This window comes from Pseudomonas sp. MDT1-17, assembly GCF_054898105.1.
In genome coordinates, this window is sequence record NZ_JBUBVM010000001.1 from 230,440 (window position 1) to 246,165 (window position 15,726).

The following is a 15,726-nucleotide window of genomic DNA, read 5'->3' on the forward strand; positions in this document are numbered from 1 at the left end:
CACTCATCACTCAGAAAACACAAAAAAAGCCTTCGGCTTAACCTTCTCAGGCGGCGCATTCAACAACGCCTGATCCATCAAACTCCCCGCCTTATCCTGATCCGCCGCCCCCGGCAGCACTGGTGGCTTGATGCCAATCCCGGTCCCACTCCCCGCCGAACCGCCAGCGTTGATTTTGATCACCGGCCCAACCACGGTAATCCCGCCGGCATCGAGCTTGATGAAGCTGCCACCTGCTTTTACTGTCAGCTCCATCCCGGCTTCGATGACAATCTTCGCCCCAGCCTTCAGATGAATCTCTTTCCCAACACTAGTCAGCTGCGCAGTCCCCAACTTCACATGCTGGTTCTGCCCAATCGTCAGGTGATCATCCATCCGCGCTTCAGTCTTGCGATCAGCAATCGTGGTCCGATGTTCCTCAGCCTTCAGCTCGGTGTAAGTGTTCTTCTCCACCGTGTCATGCCGCTCATTGCCGACGCGAATCTTCTGATCATGCTCAATGTTTTCATCCCAATCCCGCTGGGCATGGATGTAGATCTGCTCCGCACCTTTCTTGTCTTCAATCCGCAGTTCGTTGTACCCGCCGCCCCCCGGTGAGCTGAGGGTTTTGAACACGCTGCGGGTTTTGTTCGCCGGCAGGTCGTAGGGGACGAGGTTTTCCTTGTGGTACAGGCAGCCGGTGACGACGGGCTGATCGGGATCCCCTTCAAGGAAGGTCACCAGCACTTCCATGCCGATGCGCGGGATGGCGATGGCGCCGTAGCGGTCGCCGGCCCAGCTCGATGAAACGCGCATCCAGCAGCTGGTTTTGTCGTCGGCCAGGCCTTCGCGGTCCCAGTGGAATTGCACTTTGATGCGGCCGTACTGGTCGCAGTGGATTTCTTCACCTTTGGGACCGGTGACCATGGCGGTCTGGCTGCCGAGGACGCGGGGTTTCGGGTGTTGCAGCGCCGGGCGGTAGAACACGTCCCAGGGCGTGGCGAGGAAGCGGTTGCGGTAGCCCTGGTGGAAGTCGTCTTTGTTGTCGGTGGTGTCGCTGGTCACCGACTCTTCGAGGACTTGCGGTTGTTTGCCTTCGTGGAAGATTTCGGTAAGCAGCCAGAGGTCGTTCCACTCGGTGCGCGGGTGGTCGGAGAGTTCCAGGAAGTGGCCGCTGATCAATCGGGTCTGGTCACCGTGGCCTTCGGCCTGGCGGTAGTCGGCGCGGTGGCGTTCGAGGGCGCGCTGGCTGAGGAATTTGCCGCGCGCGCGGTCGAGGAAGCGGCCGGGGTAGTCGTAGTCTTCGAGGTCTGGCTCGGTGCTTTCGCCGTCGGGTTTGTAAGCGGATTCAAGTTGCAGACGCGGTTTTTCGAAATCGTAGTCGCGGCGCGTAACGCGGCCGGTGCGGGTTTCGAGGCGCAGTTTGAAGCCTTTGATCACCGGTTCATCGGCGACCATGCCGCTGCCTTGCACATACGCCGTTGGCTGCCCGAGTTTCGGGAACACGGTCTGGTCGTCGCCGAACACCAGCAAATGGGCTTTTTCGCTGTGCTGGAAGTGGTAGTGAATGCCTTCTTCTTCGCACAGGCGCTGGATGAAGTGCAGGTCGGTTTCGTCGTACTGCACGCAGTAGTCGCGGTCCGGGCACGGCTGGCTGAGCTGGAAGCTGTAGGCGTTGCCTTTGATGCCGTGTTCATCGAGGATCAGCGTGATGATTTTCGGTGCGGACATCTGCTGGTAAATGCGCTGGTTGGTGCGGTGATGCAGGTATTGCAGTTGCGGCACCAGCGACACTTTGTAGCGGGTCAGGCGTTTGCCGGCATCGCCTTGGGCGACGCGGTAGATTTGGCCGTGAATGCCACTGCCTTGCGGATCGAACGCGAGGAATGCCTGCTTGTGCAGGAGTTTTTCCAGGTCCAGATCGGGGTTTTCGCTGACCAGTTCCAGGTCGAAGCGATACGGCTGGCTGATGCCTTCGGTGCCGGTGAACGACAGCACTTGCAGGTCGCCCACGTAGTCTTCGACGGTCAGGCTGAAGTGGGTTTCGTTAGCGAGGTTGAACATTGCTTGCTCCCTGTTCGGTAGTCATCCGTTACGCCCGCAGTCGCAGGCGTTGCAGCAAAGACGAAGTGGCGCCCAAGGCGTCACGCAATTGGGCGGCGGTGATGGTGCGCTTAGCCGCATCGAAAGCCAGCGCCGTTCGCAGGACTGGCCAGCAGTGTTTCGGTAGGTTCCGTGGAGCGTGCAGTTCGCGTTCGAGGTGCCCGTCGCGGGCCTCGGTCGAGGGCAAGCGGCGGAACGGGTGTTTGCCGCCCGCCAATTCGTACAACACGCAGGCCACGCCGTAGACATCCGCACTGGCCGACAGTGGTTGGCCTTCGAGCAGTTCGGGGGCGGCGTAGCCGGGGGTCCAGGCGTTGAAGCGGTTGCGGCTCAGGTGTGGCAGGCCGGGCAAGATGCCCTCCTCGGCCTGGCCCAGACCGAAGTCGAACAGGCGCACGCCTTCTTCGCTGAGCATGACGTTGCTCGGCTTCATGTCACCGTGCAGCACGCCGCGAGCGTGGGCGAAGGCCAGCGCGTCGAGCAGCGGCAGCGCGATGTCGCGCAGTTCTTTCCACGGTAGGCCCAGCGGCCGCTCGCAGAGTAATTTATCCAGGGTCAGCCCACGCATGAGTTCCATGGTGATGAAGGCCCGCTGGCAGTCGGTGTCCACTTCAAAGCTGTGCAAACGCAGCACGTTGTCGTGGCGCAGGCGTCGGGTCAGGGCGAACTCGCTGTAGAGCAAGGCACTGGCGTCCGGCGATTCGGCAAATTCTTCGCTGAGGATTTTCAGCGCGATGTAAGGGTCGGGATCGCCGAACTGCTCGCTCAGCAGATCCCGTGCACGGTAAACCGCGCCCATGCCACCGGCACCGAGCAGGCGCTCGATGCAATAACGGCCTGCCAACACGTCGGGCATTTCGCCGATGCTGGCCTTGGTCGGCGCCAGCGCGGGTTCAGCCTTGTGCGGCTTTCCATTTAGAGGCGTGGCGAACGCAAAGTAAGTCAGGTTATTGGCTTCCTCGTCGGTCACCAGCAGGTCGTCGAGCGGCGGCATGAGTTCAGTCATTTTCGGATCACCACAGCAGTCAGGTTGTCCCGGGCCGAGCCACGCAAAGCGCCGTCGAACAGACGCTCCAGCGCTACGTGCGGCGCGGTCAGGCTCAGGGCGTTGCCCAAGGCATCGCTGCTGAGCCCTTGGTACAAACCGTCGCTGCACAACAGAAACGCATCGCCGGGGTAAACCTCGAGTTCGAGCACGTCCAAGGTCAGCTGCTCGGCAGCCCCGACCGCACGGGTCAGGGCATGGGCCGAAGGATGCGCACGGGCGTCTTCGACGCTCATGTTTTGCTCGTCGATCAGTTGCTGTTGCAGCGAATGGTCCTTGGACAGCTGATACAAACGCTGGCCACGCCACAGGTAGCAACGGCTGTCGCCGGCCCAGATGCAGGCCGCGCGATTACCTTCTACGAGCAGCGCCACTACGGTGCTGCCCATGATGCTGTCATGGCGCCCGGCGGTGACGGTCAACTCCTGACCCAAGCGGCGATTCAACCAGTGCAGGCACTGGCGTACGCCCTTGAGTCGTTCGTCGAAGTCGTCTTGCACCGGCAATTCCGCCAGGCTGGCGACGATCAACTGACTGGCGATGTCGCCACCCTGATGACCGCCCATGCCGTCCGCGACCACCCACAGACCCTGCTGTGGACAGTCCAGAAAAGCATCTTCGTTGCGCGCCCGAACCTTGCCCGGATCGGTACGCGCAGCGCTGCGCCAGGGACTGGCAACCAGCATCAGAGCTGCACCGGCATACGGAAGGTACGCAGCACGCCCATGTCGAACGGGTTCGGCGTGCGCTGGCTCGACAGCAAGTAGTTGGCGCGCAGGCCGCCTACGTCAGCTTTGAGCACCAGCACATCGCGACCGCTCAGGTACTCGGTCTGCATCAGGTCGAACAGACGGAACAGCGACCAAGGGCCGGTGTTCTTTTCGATGCCGATCGGGCGGCCGGCCATTTTGTCGAGGACCAGGCTGGTGCGACCGTCTTCAGCATCGGTCGGCCATTTGAACGACACCGGCACGATCGGACCGTGACGGTATTCGATGGTCTTGTCGCCAAACTTGAACTCGGAACGGCTGACCGCAGGGTCGAGGGTGTACGGCTCCAGTTTGAATTGCACTTGTGGCTCGGCCGGATTGATCGAGAAGAAGCTCTGGCGAATCACTTGTGCTGCGGCCATCTGGTCGAGGTAGACCTTGGACACCGGCAGGCTGTGACCATCGATGCTGCGCATGCGGTAGTTCCCGGGATCTCCACTGACGAACGGACGCATGTAGGTCTCGAAGAAGCGGTCGTTGATGCCTTGGGCCTTGAAGAACTCGCGGAAGTCGCTGATCGCCACGTCGCTGGTGCTGTGGGCGCTGAACGGATACCGCTTGTTGATCGCCTTGCCATAGAAGCTGTACAGCTCGCTCTGATAACGCTGGTTCAGGTACTGGTAGGAATCGTTCAGCACCAGACGCCAGGTGTCTTCGGCCAACACGTTGAACCACACGCTGACCGGACGCGGCAGGCGATTCGAAGCATTGCGCAGGGCGCTCAGCGCATCACGCTGGCCGCTCATGCGGGTCTTGGCCATTTCGAACGCGGCCTGATCCGGGGAACTGGCACGCGCCAGGCTCGCCAGTTGCAGTTGCAGGTCGTTGAGCGCCGCGAGTGCCGGGGTCAAATCAGCGGCCGGGCCATTGTTGTCATCCAGTAAACGGTGCAACGGTTCGAAGCGACGTTGCAGGGATTTCTTCGCGGTGTCCGGCAGGTTCTTGGTCGCGGCCATGTCCGAGGCTTGGTCCGCTGCGGCAGACGCCAGTTTGCCCAGCTTGCCCAACTTGCCCTTCTGCTCTCCCAGCGCTGCAGCGGCATCAGCCGCTTGATCAACCGGTTCGGCTTCTGCCGGGAAACGGGTGTTCTCACGCACTTCCACCAGCAGTTGCAGCACTGGGGAATTGGCGGATGTAAGGCCCGCCAATTGCTCGGCGCCCTCGCCCGCATCGTTGATCGGTGGCAACGCAACCTGGCCGACCGCTTCACTCCAGAAGTTGGCGTAGTCGCGGAAGTACAGTTGCTCCAGCTCGACCATCAAGCGACGAAGGTCCATGCCGCTGATGCCCGCGCCTTCACCCAGCACCCAGTTATCACGCAGGATGTCGGTGACCAGCGCACTGCCCTGAATCGAGAAATACTGCTGATAACCCTGTTGGGTGTAGAACCCCGGAATCACGTAATCGGCGCCAACAAACAGCGAAGCCTGCGGGCCGATGTGTTGGCTCAAGCGGTATTCCGGCAGGTTGCGAGCCTGCTCGCGCAGCATCCGGTAAACCACGTTGGCCAGCGACTCGCTGCGCAGCACCTGACGCGCTTGCGCCACCAGTTGATCGTTCAGCGGGTAGATAAACGGCTGCTTGAGCAAGCGCTCGAAGTGCGTGTTCAAACCGTTCTGCACGGCGGTGTTGCCGGCGTAACGTTGGGACCAGTCAGTGGCGACCCAATCCTTGAGCCACGCCGCATCGCGACGATCCTTCATGTTCAACATCAGGTACGCGCGCAGGCTGTTGAGCAGGCGTTCGCGGTCCTTCATGTTGGCGCGGATCTGCCCTTCCAGCAGCGTCGCGACCCGTGGCAGCAGTTGCGCTTCAAGCTCACGCTCGTAGGCGTCCTTGACCACTGGATTGACGTCTTCACCTTGGTACAGACCGCCACGCTCGTGGTACGACACGTCACCTTTTTTCGGGAAGACCTGAGTCGCCGCGAAGCGGGTGTCGAGGGTCTTTAGCACCGCCATGGAGTCATCACGCGCGGTCAGGGCCGAGCGCTGTTGAGTCCAGTTTTGTGCCAGGTTACGCAGGTTTTCCAGACGCTCGTAGTTGGCCGAGAATCCGCCCGCCCACAGCATGCCGAACAGCGCCAGTGCCGCCAAAGCGCCGACGTACAAGGCGCGCTGGCCCCAATGGATGCGGCTGCGTTCGCGCTTGTCCAGACCGGCCAGGTCGGCCTCCGGGAAAATCACCCGGCTGAGCAAATGGTGGATGAACCGCGAACGGCCGCTGCGCAAGGTCGGCAGCATGCCGGCGTTCATCCCCAGATTGGCGCCAATGTTGGCGGTGGTCTGGTCCATCTCTTGAGTCAGGTGCGGTGCGCTGGTCAGGTAGAAACCGCGCAACTGGCTGACACGCTGGTAGCGGTTGCCGGTGAACGCCATGTCGACGAACAGGCACAGGCGCTCGCCGATCTGCCCCAGTTGATGCGGGAAGTCGAGAATGCGGCCACGGCGCTGGGTGTCGCGCTCCTGGTGCATGCGCATGATGACCTGGCTGTTCAGGCGACGCAGCAGCTCTTCGAATTCGCTGCGCAGGACGGCGACGTCGGTGCCGCTCTGCTCTTTGCGGAAGCTGGTGCCGAGCACCTGATCGCTTTCTTCGCGGGTCAGTTGATCGAAGAACTCGTCGAAACCGAGCAGCTTGTCCGCCTTGCTCAGCACCAGATAAACCGGCACATCGACGTGCAGTTTCTGATGCACGTCTTGCAGACGCGCACGCACCTGACGAGCCAGGGTGTCGAGGTCTTGCTCGGTGTTGCCCAGCAGCAGTTCAACCGGGATGGTCACCAGCACGCCGTTCAACGGGCGGTTGCGACGACGCTTGCGCAGCAGGTCGAGCAAGGTGCTCCAGGCGCTGCCATCGACTTCGGCATCCGGCTGGGTCAGGTAGCGGCCAGCGGTGTCGATCAGCACGCCGTGGTCAGCGAAGTACCAATCGCAATGACGGGTGCCGAGGGTGTCGCGGGTCAGTTTGCGGTCGATCTTGTTGATCGGAAACTCAAGGCCCGAGAAGTCCAGAAGACTGGTCTTGCCGCTGCCCTGTGGACCGATCAGCAAGTACCAGGGCAAATCACTGCGCCAGCGTTCGCTGCGACCGCGATACAGGCTCGAAGTCTTCAGGGTTTTCAACGCATCCTTGAAGCGCACGCGAAGTTCTTTCTGCTCTTCGTCGATCAGCTCTTCACGGCGAATACGATCCTGGCCGTCTTCAGTGTCTTCGATGGCTTTCTTGCGTACGCCAGCGCGCCAGCTGACGAAGACCATGGTCAGGCCCCAGATCAGGAACAGCACACTGATGGTCAGCAGGCGGGAGGTCGAACCTTCCCATAACTTGTAGTCATTGACCGCCAGCAGCGGCCCGACGAACCACACCAGCAGCGCGACAAACAGCACCACCAGCAAGGTCCAGACCCAGGTCTTGCGCAAGAATGCGCCGACTTTCTTGAAAAACTTTTTCATCACACGTCCCTGTTTACGGCTGCGACGGCGGCTGAACCGCGGCCGGATCTAGCTGCTGATAAGGTTGCAGAACGGTTTCGCGTTGCTCGCCCAATACCCAGGCGAAGCCCGAATACATCACCACCAGGCAAACCACGGTGAACAGCACCACCATCCACGCCGGCACGATGCGCACCAGGCTGCGGCGCTGATCGTTCAAGCCTTCCCAATGCGGCGACAGTTCGCGCGGCACGTCACCGCGCAATTGACGAATCTGGCGATACAAGGCGTCGCGGATGCCTTCGAGTTCGAGCATGCCGCGGGCTTGCACGCGGTACTTGCCCTCGAAGCCCAGCGACAGGCACAGGTACATCAGCTCCAGCATCGGCAGGTGCTTGACCGGGTTTTTCGACAGGCGATCCAGCAGCTGGAAAAACTTCTCGCCGCCGAAGGTTTCGTTGTGGAAGCTGCTGAGCAGGCTCATCTGCGACCACTCGCTTTCGTTGCCCCACGGCGTGGTCACGACGGCTTCGTCGACCACGGTGCAGAGCACGTAACGCGCAGCCATCACCTGGCTGCTTTCGGCGCCGTTGTGCAGCGCACGCACTTCAAACAGTTTCAACCCGGCGGTCAGTCGCTCGTTGAGCGCGTACATGTCTTCGCGGGTGTCGCTGTGCTTGAGTCGCACCACTTCCGACAACAGGTCGGACGCTGCGGCCACCAGCGAATTGAGACTGATGTTGAATGCTTCGGCCGGACGCAAACGCGCGGCGTAGATCATCCGTTCTTCGAGCTGTTCAAAACGCGGCGGTGCGGCGAAATCTGTCAGCGGACTCTGCGCCGGGCCGTGGCCCTGACGGTCGAGCAGGACGGTTTTATCGTCCTGGTTGTGTTCCATGTCCTTGATCATGTCGGTCAGTTCCTGATGGCCCAGAATTTCAGTTCAAGCTCGGCAAATTCGCCGGACACGTGGAACGCGAAGCCGCCGGAGCGCTCGAGTTGCGCCAGGTCTTCGGAACTGAGTTCGAGAATGAAATAGGTTTTGTTGGAGTGGAACGCGATCTGCCGCGGGGCCACCGGCAACGGTTTGACCTTGATGCCCGGCAGATGCAGGTTGACCAGTTGGCGGATGCGCTCCACCGGGCCGACCTTGAGGTGCGCCGGCAAGCGATGGCGCAGTTCTTCGGAGTCGCAGTTGGCACTGGCAGCGAGCACGAACGAGGCCGAGCCCAGCAGTTTGTGGTCGTGCAACGGCGAGACGATGATCCCGTACTGACGCGCTTGCAGCACCAGTTCGATGGCGTGCTGTTCGAGCACCATCGACAGCACCTGACGAATCGCTTCCATCAGTTTGCGAAAGCTCGCGCCCTGGTCGCTGTGCTGGTAACGGCTGTCCAGACGCGGGCGTTTGCTGTCGCTGGAGAAGGTCGCCAAGTCGCCGAGCATGGTCAGCAGCGTGCGGTACAACTCTTCCGGGTGAACCTGTTCCAGACCGAGGTAGTGGCGCAACAACAGTTCGGTGCGGTTGATCAGTTGCAGCATCATGAAGTCACCGACTTCCGCGCCACCGACTTTGCCGTTGGAACGGATGCGCTCGGCGATGGTGTCGCCCCGGTGGCCGAGCATGCTGATGACTTCTTTGAGACACGACAGCAAGTAGCTGGACGAATGCGCCTGGAGGAAGGTCGGGACGAAGTCCGGGTCGAGGCTGATCACGCCGTCGGGCGTGGTGTCCAGCACTTCGCAGACCTTCAGTTTCACGTAGGCCTGATCGCTCTGCTGCTCGCCGAGCAACAGTTTGAAGTCCGGACGGCCGCAGCTGACCTGGCTGGCAGAGTCGTCGCCGGCGTTGGAGTCGGCGACTTCCGCTTCGTACGCGGTAAAGCGCGCCAACACGTCGGATTGCTCCGGACGGCGCGACTCGATGTGGTTGCCGGTGACCAGTGGTAGTGCCAGGTAGATCGGCGTGTTACCGGTGTTCGGCGGCACGTCGAGGGCCAGCGGCTCGGTGTTGCCGCCGAGTTCGAACAGGCTGCCGTCCGGCAGAATCCCCGAGGCCTGGCTGATCACCAGTTTGCCCATGTTGAGGAACTGCAAGTCGATGTCCAGGTTCAGGAAGCCCCAGGTGTAGCTGCCCAGCAACTGAGTGCGGGTCTTCATCTGGTGGTCGTAGTAGCGATCGTTGTGCTGGAAGTGCTGCGGGCGCAGCAGCATGCCTTCCTGCCAAATGACTTTGTGGGAATTCATGATCAGTCATCCGCCTTGGCGAGCGTTTCGTTGCTGTTGCGGATACCCGCCTGGTCGAGGGTCAGATCAGCGTTGGTGACTTCCACCGGGGTGATTTGCACCGTGTAACGCCATTTGGTTTCCGGCAGATCGCGGTAGGCGGCGAGGATGCCGACGTAACGACTGCCCTTCTCCACGCTGAGTTTCATCTCCACGGTTTCGCCCGGGCGCAGCTCGATTTCTTCGCTGGCCACCAGGTCCGGGGCCAGGGATTCCTTGGCGCGCTCGTACAGGCTGAAGAAGTCAGCGTTCTCGAACGTCACCGGGTGCTTGAGCTCAAACAGACGCACAACGATTGGCGACGGACGCCCGTTGAGGTCCGGGTTCAGCTGATCGCTGGCGGTCAGCTTCAGGTTGAGTTTGGTGACGTGGGAATACGGCGACAGCGACGAGCAGCCGGCCAGTAGCACCAGGGCGGTGAGCGCAGTCAGCGTCTTGAAAAAAGCGGTCGAGCAGCGAGACATGCGCATCATCCTTGGTGGTCGGTGTGAAGGGTGGAAATCAGGCGGATCTGTTCTTCGTAGGCCTGGGCAAAGTCGCGGGCCAGCAGGCGCTCGCTCCAGTCATCGTCCTGACGCAGGGCCTGGTGATAACGACCGTAAGCTCTCCAGCGGCTGCCGGACGTGGCGAGCAGTGGCTTATTGTCGCGCTCGAAACGCAGGGTCAATTGCTGTGGCGAGAAATGCTCCAACGTGCCGCGAACGGCAGCGCGGCTAGCGGTCAACAGGGCGACCTGATGCGCCTGCAAATCGCGGAACGCACGGGAGATCGCCTGCTCGGCCGGCAACTGACCCGGTTTGTTCGGCTGCAACAGAATGCCCAGCGCTTCACCGGCATCGACGGCGAATTTCAACGGGTTTTTGTGGGCGCCTTGCACGGTGGTCTGGGCCAGACGCAGTTCGTTTTTCAGTTCGCTGCGGGTGCGCAGGCTCTGCTGCAAACCGCCGACGCTTTGCTTGAGCAGGCGTGCAGCGTTCAACGCCAGGGCTTCGCGGGCGTCGTGGTCGAGGCCTCTGAGGTCCACGCCCAGCGCCGCACCGAAGTGCTCCCAGAAACCTTCACTCTGACGCTCGACCGCTTTCGGCGGTGGCGCGGGTGCTGGCTCTGCCGGGGCATTGATCAGCTCCGGGACCATCAGGCTTTCCATGTCGATGCGTGCGTAGTCGGCGCGCTGACGAGAGTCCTCGATGGTGGTGCTCGGGGAGATCAATTCGTCGATTTCCGAGTACACGCGCTCTTGCTGATCGAGGGCGTTCAACGGGTCGAGGTCGAGAAATGCGTCGTCCGGAATGATGCTGCCCGCCGCTTGCGGACGGCCGACTTCGACGTCGAAGGTCGCCGGGTCGCGTACCAGTCTCGCACGGATCTCGAAATCACCCAGCACGTAGACGCTGCCGTGCTCGATGCGCATCGCTTCGCCCTTGCGCAGGCGCGCGCCGCTTTCGCTGTCCTGGATACCGTTGCTGCTGGTGTCGGTCAGGAAAAACGTGCCTTCGCGGTAGCTGATCAACGCGTGGTGGTTGGACAGGTGACGCTTGCGGTCCGGAATGATCCAGTCGCAATCCTCGCCCCGGCCAATCACGCCGCCGGCCTGCTTGAAGGTCTTCTGGCACAAATCCGTGGGCACGAACTGCTTGGTGTTCAGCATTTCGAAAACCAGTTCCATGGTGATACTCCTTGCGGTCACTTGCCGCGATTGACCGCCTGCGGATCACCCAATGGGCGATAGGTGTTGTCGTTGAATTTGTAATTGCCGCTGCAGCCGCCGAGGCCGCATAGAACGACGAGGGTCAGCAGGACGGCTTGCCAGTGACGAACAGACATCAGAGGGTCTCCAGGGGTAGACAAAGTACAAAGCACCGACCCGTTTGGGCGGTGCTATTAAAAGCGGATGCGGTGAAGTCGACGGTCTTTTGCCTAGCCATCGAAATCACCGAGGTTGATATTCAGGCGCCCGAGGCGGTACAGCAGCGTGCGGCGTGGCAGACCGAGTTCGCGGGCCGCGAGGGTCTGGTTGCCGTCGTTTTTGCGCAGGCAATCGAGCAGCAGGCTGCGCTCAACCTGCTCCAGGCGCTCGCGCAGGTTCAGGCCGCTGCTGTCTTCCGGCATGGCTTCCATGCGCAGAGAGAAATGCTCGGCCAATAATTCGCCGCCCTCGCACAGCAATACCGCGCGTTCGACCAGGCCTTTGAGTTCACGCACGTTGCCGGGGAAGGCATAACCGGACAGGTGATCCAGCGCCGCATCGGACCAGCACACCGCATCTCGCTGCAAGAACGAGCAAGCCTTGTCGGCGAAGTGTCGGGCGAGGTCGAGGATGTCGCCTTCGCGCTGACGCAAGGCCGGCAACTCGATCGGGAATTGCGCGAGGCGGTAGTACAAGTCCTCGCGGAATTTGCCTTCGCTGACCAGCACCGACAAATCCCGGTGAGTCGCGGCGATGATGCGCACGTCGATCTTGTGGGTGTCGTTGGAACCCAGCGGGCGGATCTCGCCTTCCTGCAGAACCCGCAACAGCTTGGCTTGCAGGGACAGCGGCATGTCGCCGATTTCATCCAGCAGCAAGGTGCCGCCGTTGGCCGCGTCGAACAGGCCGGCGCGATCACGATCAGCGCCGGTGAACGCACCTTTGCGGTAGCCGAACAGTTCGCTTTCCAACAGGTTCTCGGGGAACGCCGCGCAGTTCTGCACGATGAACGCCTGGGAGCGTCGTGGGCCGCAATCGTGTATCGCCCGCGCAACCACTTCCTTGCCGGTGCCGGTTTCGCCGCGCAGCAGCACGGTGTAGGGGCTGTGCAGCACTTTGCTGATCAGCGAATAGGTCTGGCGCATGGCCGAACTCTTGCCGATCAAGCCATAGCCGCTGGCACTCGGGACGCTGACCTTCGCCGGTCGTGCATCACCGGTCGGCTGACGCAAACGCTGCAGCAAATGCAGTTGGCCAAGGACGAACGAGCCCAGTTGACCGAGGGAATCGGCGAAGCCTTGCAGGTCGATGTGCCGACGGCTGGCACACAGCAGCAAGCCTTCGACGGCCTTCTGCTGATTGACCAGCGGCACGCACAACAGCGACTGCCAAGGCGTGACCTGAGGCGGCAGAAAACTGGTTTCGTGCAGGCTGCCGCTCAGCTCGCTGAGGCACACCGCACGGTTCTGGCACAGGGCGAATTGCAGCAGTTGTTCACCGTTGTAATCCGCCGGCAGGCTCGCCGCTTCCCGAGGCTGCAGAATCCCGTTCAGGCACTCGGCGTTCATTCCCAGGCACGTGTGGGTCGCGTCCAGCAGGTACAACTGAGTCAGCTCACAACCGCTGAGCACGGCCAACCCGCGCACGAAGTCACCCAGCAGCGCAGCACCGTCCGCCGCCCGCGACAAGCTGGCGAACTGCGCCAGCAAGGCTTCGGCATAGACCAGCGGTTGCGGCACTTGAGTGAACATCACACCCACCTCAGGCGAACTCGCAGGTCACGCTGGCGTTGCCGTCGAGCGTCGCGTGGACACGCTTGAGGCTTTCGCCTGTCGCCATCGCATCGAGCAAGCGGTCAGCCACCAGCGGCAGCACGTGCAGGTCGAGCAAATGGTCGATCAGGCGCGCGCCGCTGTCGCTCTGGGTGCAGCGTTCGGCCAGATGATCGACGAGGTCTTGCGAGTAGGTGAAATCCAGCTGACGGCGGTTCAGGCGCTCGCCCAAACGACCGAGTTTGATTTCGATCAGCTCGCGCAGCACTGGGCCGCCAACCGGGTAGTAAGGCACTACGCGCATCCGCGCCAGCAGTGCCGGCTTGAAGTGCTTGCTGAGGACCGGGCGAATGGTTTCTTCGAGGACTTCGGCCGATGGGCGTGCGCCGTTTTCGCAGAGCTCGCTGATGCGGTCGCTGCCCAGGTTCGAAGTCATCAGGATCAGCGTGTTGCGGAAGTCGATCTCGCGCCCTTCGCCGTCGTTGGCCACACCTTTGTCAAAGATTTGGTAGAACAGGTTGAGCACGTCCGGGTCGGCTTTCTCGACTTCATCGAGCAGGATGACGGAGTAAGGCTTTTGGCGCACCGCTTCGGTGAGCATGCCGCCCTCGCCGTAACCCACGTAGCCCGGTGGCGCACCGATCAGGCGCGAGACGGTGTGTTTCTCCTGGAACTCGGACATGTTGATGGTGGTGATGAAACGATCACCGCCGTACAGCAAGTCCGCCAAGGCCAACGCGGTTTCGGTCTTGCCGACGCCGCTCGGGCCGACTAGCAGGAACACGCCCACCGGCGCATCGGGTTTGTTCAGACCGGCAGCGGTAGCGCGCATCGAGCGATCCAGTGCGTGAACCGCTTGTTCCTGACCACGGATGCGCGTGCGCAAGTCGGTGGCGAAGCTCGCGACTTTGGCGTTGTGCTCGCGGGCCAGTTGCGCCAGCGGCACGCCGGTCCAGGCGCTGATCACTTCGGCCACCAGACGCGGGCACACTTCGAAGCTCACCAGACGCTCTTTGACCTGAGCATTGGTGAGGGCGCTGTGGGTTTCGTTCAGCGCAGCTTCCAGGGATGCGACGCTTTGCGCTTCATCAACCGCGAGCGTCTCGATCACGGTGCCTTCGGCGTCTTCTTCAACCGTGACGGTTGGCTCGACGGCGGCGGCTTCGCGTGCCTTGGCCAATTGCTGACGCAGGTCCAGCAGGCGCTCGGCCAGTTCTTTCTGTTCGGTCCAGAGCGCTTCCAGCGCGACCCTTTCGTCTTCAGCCGCGGCCAGGCGATCTTCCAACACGTCCAGCGCTTCGTGATCGATCAACAGACCGGCTTCAGCATCACGGCGCAGGGCCTGACGCTGACGGCCACCTTCGGCCAATTCGCCACGCAGACGCTCCAGGCTTTCCGGCGCGGCGGCGAGGCTGATGCGCACGCGGGCGCACGCGGTGTCGAGCACGTCGACGGCTTTGTCCGGCAGCTGACGGCCTGCGAGGTAGCGAGCGGACAGCTCGGCCGCCGCAACCACGGCGTCATCGCGCAGGTAGATGCCGTGGCTCTTCTCGTAAACCTGAGCCAGGCCACGGAGGATGGTCACCGCTTCGCTGACGGTCGGTTCGTGCAGTTGCACCGGCTGGAAACGACGGGCCAGGGCCGGGTCTTTTTCGAAGTATTTTTTGTACTCCGCCCAGGTGGTGGCGGCGATGGTGCGCAACTCGCCGCGAGCCAAGGCAGGCTTGAGCAGGTTGGCTGCATCGGAGCCGCCAGCGTTGCCGCCAGCGCCGATCAGCGTGTGGGCTTCGTCGATGAAGATGATGATCGGTTTCGGCGAGGCTTTGACTTCATCGATCACGCCTTTGAGGCGACGCTCGAACTCACCTTTGACGCTCGCGCCCGCCTGCAACAGGCCCATGTCCAGCGACAGCAGCTCGACGCCTTTCAAAACTTGCGGCACTTCACCCGCAGCGATGCGCGAGGCCAGGCCTTCGACGATGGCGGTTTTACCGACGCCGGCTTCACCGACCACAATCGGGTTGTTTTTGCGGCGACGGGCAAGGATGTCGATCATCTGGCGGATCGCGCCATCGCGGCACAGCACCGGGTCGAGTTTGCCGTCGCGGGCCTGTTGGGTCAGGTTGTGGGTGAAGCGCTGCAGCAGCGATTCGCCGGGCACAGCCGGTTTACCCGTGGCCGGTTGTTCTTTCTGCGACAGGGCGAATTCTTTCAGGCGTTCGATGTTCAGCTTGGCCAGCAACGACTGGTAGCGGCTGCCGGCGTAGCGCATCGGATTGCGCAGCAACGCGAGGATCAACGCGGCTTGCTCGACCTGGCTCTGGCCCAGCTCAAGGTTGGCCACGAGCAAGGCGTCTTGCAGCCACTGCACCAGTTCCGGGGCGAACACCGGGTTGCGCGAAGCGCTGTGCTCGACCCGCGATTGCAGCGCGGCGCTCAGTTCACCGGCATCGACGTCGGCGTCTTGCAGCGCGCGTGCGAGCAGGCCTTGCGGGCGCTCCAGCAAGCCCAGCAACAAGTCTTCGACGAGGATCTTGCTGCCGCCACGGGCGACGCAGCGTTCGGCCGAACTTTCCAGATCACGACGGGTTTCGGCGTCCAGCGCCTGGATAAGTTGTTGCAGGTCTACGTTGATCATAGGTCTCACGTC

General features: G+C 62.0%; 11 protein-coding genes. All 11 read right to left on the reverse strand.

Going from position 1 to position 15,726, the window contains the following annotated elements; genetic code table 11:
* Positions 1-6: 6 nt before the first annotated feature.
* The gene (locus tag ACYZTX_RS00960; RefSeq protein WP_462032576.1) at positions 7-2,043 is read right to left on the reverse strand and encodes a type VI secretion system Vgr family protein; all 2,037 of its coding nucleotides are present in this window, start codon (positions 2,041-2,043) and stop codon (positions 7-9) included.
* Positions 2,044-2,071: 28 nt separating this feature from the next.
* The gene (locus tag ACYZTX_RS00965; protein WP_462032577.1) at positions 2,072-3,088 is read right to left on the reverse strand and encodes a serine/threonine-protein kinase; all 1,017 of its coding nucleotides are present in this window, start codon (positions 3,086-3,088) and stop codon (positions 2,072-2,074) included.
* A complete protein-coding gene (locus tag ACYZTX_RS00970; RefSeq protein WP_462032578.1) occupies positions 3,085-3,813 on the reverse strand; it encodes a PP2C family protein-serine/threonine phosphatase in 729 nt (242 codons plus the stop codon). Before ACYZTX_RS00970 ends, ACYZTX_RS00965 begins: the two co-directional genes overlap by 4 nt.
* On the reverse strand, positions 3,813-7,352 hold the full coding sequence (gene tssM, locus ACYZTX_RS00975) for a type VI secretion system membrane subunit TssM (protein ID WP_462032579.1): 3,540 nt from the start codon (positions 7,350-7,352) through the stop codon (positions 3,813-3,815). Before tssM ends, ACYZTX_RS00970 begins: the two co-directional genes overlap by 1 nt.
* 13 nt (positions 7,353-7,365) lie before the next feature.
* Positions 7,366-8,241 (reverse strand): type IVB secretion system protein IcmH/DotU, encoded by an 876-nt coding sequence (gene icmH / locus ACYZTX_RS00980; protein WP_462032580.1) that lies wholly within the window; start codon positions 8,239-8,241, stop codon positions 7,366-7,368.
* A 5-nt stretch (positions 8,242-8,246) separates the two neighbouring features.
* Positions 8,247-9,578, reverse strand: coding sequence for a type VI secretion system baseplate subunit TssK (tssK, locus tag ACYZTX_RS00985; protein WP_462032581.1), 1,332 nt, complete (start codon positions 9,576-9,578; stop codon positions 8,247-8,249).
* Between the two features lie 2 nt (positions 9,579-9,580).
* Positions 9,581-10,081 carry a type VI secretion system lipoprotein TssJ gene (gene tssJ, locus ACYZTX_RS00990; RefSeq protein WP_461967241.1) on the reverse strand — a complete coding sequence of 167 codons (501 nt, stop codon included), beginning with the start codon at positions 10,079-10,081 and terminating at the stop codon, positions 9,581-9,583.
* Positions 10,082-10,086: 5 nt separating this feature from the next.
* Entirely contained in the window at positions 10,087-11,283 is a 1,197-nt protein-coding gene (tagH, locus tag ACYZTX_RS00995; protein WP_462032582.1) for a type VI secretion system-associated FHA domain protein TagH, read from the reverse strand.
* Between the two features lie 17 nt (positions 11,284-11,300).
* Positions 11,301-11,441 (reverse strand): hypothetical protein, encoded by a 141-nt coding sequence (locus ACYZTX_RS01000; RefSeq protein ID WP_008030659.1) that lies wholly within the window; start codon positions 11,439-11,441, stop codon positions 11,301-11,303.
* Between the two features lie 93 nt (positions 11,442-11,534).
* Positions 11,535-13,055 (reverse strand): sigma-54 interaction domain-containing protein, encoded by a 1,521-nt coding sequence (locus ACYZTX_RS01005; protein ID WP_462032583.1) that lies wholly within the window; start codon positions 13,053-13,055, stop codon positions 11,535-11,537.
* A 10-nt stretch (positions 13,056-13,065) separates the two neighbouring features.
* On the reverse strand, positions 13,066-15,714 hold the full coding sequence (gene tssH / locus ACYZTX_RS01010; RefSeq protein ID WP_462032584.1) for a type VI secretion system ATPase TssH: 2,649 nt from the start codon (positions 15,712-15,714) through the stop codon (positions 13,066-13,068).
* Positions 15,715-15,726: the final 12 nt, after the last annotated feature.

Excerpts from the sequence above, each read along its gene's own strand:
- ACYZTX_RS00960 (WP_462032576.1), bottom strand. The coding sequence starts at position 2,043 with ATGTTCAACCTCGCTAACGAAACCCACTTCAGCCTGACCGTCGAAGAC.
- ACYZTX_RS01000 (WP_008030659.1), bottom strand. The coding sequence starts at position 11,441 with ATGTCTGTTCGTCACTGGCAAGCCGTCCTGCTGACCCTCGTCGTTCTA.
- tssM (WP_462032579.1), bottom strand. The coding sequence starts at position 7,352 with ATGAAAAAGTTTTTCAAGAAAGTCGGCGCATTCTTGCGCAAGACCTGG.
- tssH (WP_462032584.1), bottom strand. The coding sequence starts at position 15,714 with ATGATCAACGTAGACCTGCAACAACTTATCCAGGCGCTGGACGCCGAA.
- ACYZTX_RS00970 (WP_462032578.1), bottom strand. The coding sequence starts at position 3,813 with ATGCTGGTTGCCAGTCCCTGGCGCAGCGCTGCGCGTACCGATCCGGGC.
- ACYZTX_RS00965 (WP_462032577.1), bottom strand. The coding sequence starts at position 3,088 with ATGACTGAACTCATGCCGCCGCTCGACGACCTGCTGGTGACCGACGAG.
- tagH (WP_462032582.1), bottom strand. The coding sequence starts at position 11,283 with ATGGAACTGGTTTTCGAAATGCTGAACACCAAGCAGTTCGTGCCCACG.
- ACYZTX_RS01005 (WP_462032583.1), bottom strand. The coding sequence starts at position 13,055 with ATGTTCACTCAAGTGCCGCAACCGCTGGTCTATGCCGAAGCCTTGCTG.
- tssJ (WP_461967241.1), bottom strand. The coding sequence starts at position 10,081 with ATGTCTCGCTGCTCGACCGCTTTTTTCAAGACGCTGACTGCGCTCACC.
- icmH (WP_462032580.1), bottom strand. The coding sequence starts at position 8,241 with ATGATCAAGGACATGGAACACAACCAGGACGATAAAACCGTCCTGCTC.
- tssK (WP_462032581.1), bottom strand. The coding sequence starts at position 9,578 with ATGAATTCCCACAAAGTCATTTGGCAGGAAGGCATGCTGCTGCGCCCG.